Raw genomic sequence first — 1,739 nt, 5'->3', positions numbered from 1 at the left:
CTGCTCCCTGAGCAGCCTATGAGGGTTTGTGTCAACAGGGTCCTGTGATGGGTGTGGGCGTGGGGGTGTGGCCCGGCGGCCGGTGGTGGCTGCGGGATGGATGATGGTGGGGTTTTGGATGGCCGGGGTCGTTGCCTGGCGCGGGCTCTACCTAGCGGTCAAACGGGTTGGTACCCAACAGCCTTCATTCGAGCTTGGTTCGCGCCGGGGTGGGACTGCTCAGGCTCAGGGTCGGGCTTATGTGCCCAAGGAGCAGCGAGCTTGTCCCGGCCGGAAGGGGTTTAGGGGTCAGGCGGCGGTCCTTTCTACGGGTCGGGTACGGCCGGCAGCGATGTCAGGGTTCCACGGCGTGGCGGTGGTGATGACGACGTATAGCTGCCGCAACAGAGCCGCGGCGATCGCTACCCGGGCCTGGTTGGGGTTGAGGCGGTTTGCTTCTCGGCTGGTCAGGTGCCGATAGCGGGCGGCGTATACCTCGTTGTGGGTCAACGCCGCGAACGCCGCTCGCCAGGCGGCGACCCGCAACAGCGGCCGGCCACGACCGCTGATGCGGGTGGCGCCGCGGTAGGCGCCGGAGGAGTTCTCCCGGGGGCATAGTCCGGCATGTTTGACTACCGCCCGCGCCGAGTCGAAGCGGGTCAGGTCACCGGTTTCGGCGAGGATCGCCGCCACCGAGACCGCCGATACTCCGGGAATGGATCCGGCGAGTTCGTGCAGGCCCAGCCCGGTGAGGACCTCGATCATGGCCGCCTCGACCTGCTCGCAGGCGGTGCGGGCGTGGTGAAAGTCGGCCAAGGCGTAGCGGGCCCGTTCCAGCGCACCGGCCTCGGCGGTGATCGTGGTCTCGGTCTGGACGGCGAAAGCGGCATCGACGATCGCGACCAGGATGCGGGTAGTGACCCGACGCCCACCCCAGCAGGGCAGTTCGGCGCGTACGTGTTCGCGGAGCCACGCCACCGCCTGTTCCCGGCTGCCCTGGGCGGTCAACGTTTCCGGGGTGCAACCGATGACGGCCATCGCGGCCAGCCAGGTCACCGATTTGAACGGTTGCCCGGCGCAGTCAAGGGCGTGGGGCCAGGCGCCTTCGAGGAGGTCGCGGGCTTGTTGCTGCGCCGCACCACGGCGGGTGAGTTGCTGGGATCGGCGTACGCCGAGGTGACGTAGCCGGGTCCATTGCTCGTCGGCGTGTTCGGGCAGATAGATATGAAGTTGGGTGGTCAGCCGTGCGATCAGCAGGGCGTCTTTGTCATCGGATTTGTCGTGGGTGAAGTCTTCGGTCTCTCGGGCCCGTGCCACCGCGATCGGCTGCACACACACCATCTGCACCCCGACCGCCGCGGTCAGGTCTCGGACCGTTTTCCAGCGATGCCCGGTCGGTTCACACGCGATGACGATGCCGGCAAACCCGGCAGCGGTAGCGGCGGTACGGCTCCACTCGATCGCGGTGGCCAACTGCGGTGGCGCGCAGTGAAAAGTTCTGCGCGCCACGATGCGGGAGTCGTGATCGACCACAGCGACAACTTGCTTTTTCGACGCCAGATCAATCGCTGCGACCGCGTAGTCACGGCGCACGATGCCCCGGAACTTGCTCAACCGATCGTTGCGACGCTTGTCTCCACGACTCAAACGACTAGCCTTAGACATTGACATCCTCCTTTTGTGGTTGGGATAACCAAGCCCCTTATGACCACATCAGGAGGATGTCCCAGTTACCAGCCCTTCCAGCTATTACTAGGAGC

The 1,739-nt window shown here is 65.8% G+C and carries 1 protein-coding gene; it reads right to left on the bottom strand.

Going from position 1 to position 1,739, the window contains the following annotated elements; all coding sequences use genetic code 11:
* Nucleotides 1-288: 288 nt before the first annotated feature.
* A complete protein-coding gene (locus ACFUEJ_RS24150) occupies nt 289-1,644 on the bottom strand; it encodes an IS110 family transposase (RefSeq protein WP_226511837.1) in 1,356 nt (451 codons plus the stop codon).
* Between the last annotated feature and the right edge of the window lie 95 nt (nt 1,645-1,739).

This window comes from Gordonia sp. NPDC057258 (assembly GCF_042668985.1).
Taxonomy (GTDB): Bacteria; Actinomycetota; Actinomycetes; order Mycobacteriales; family Mycobacteriaceae; genus Gordonia; species Gordonia hongkongensis.
The sequence above is the reverse complement of the archived record's forward strand: the minus strand, read 5'-3'. Positions and strand labels throughout refer to the sequence as shown.

Bases quoted from the DNA above. Each gene is read 5' to 3' on its own strand.
- ACFUEJ_RS24150 (WP_226511837.1), bottom strand. From the start codon at position 1,644: ATGTCTAAGGCTAGTCGTTTGAGTCGTGGAGACAAGCGTCGCAACGAT.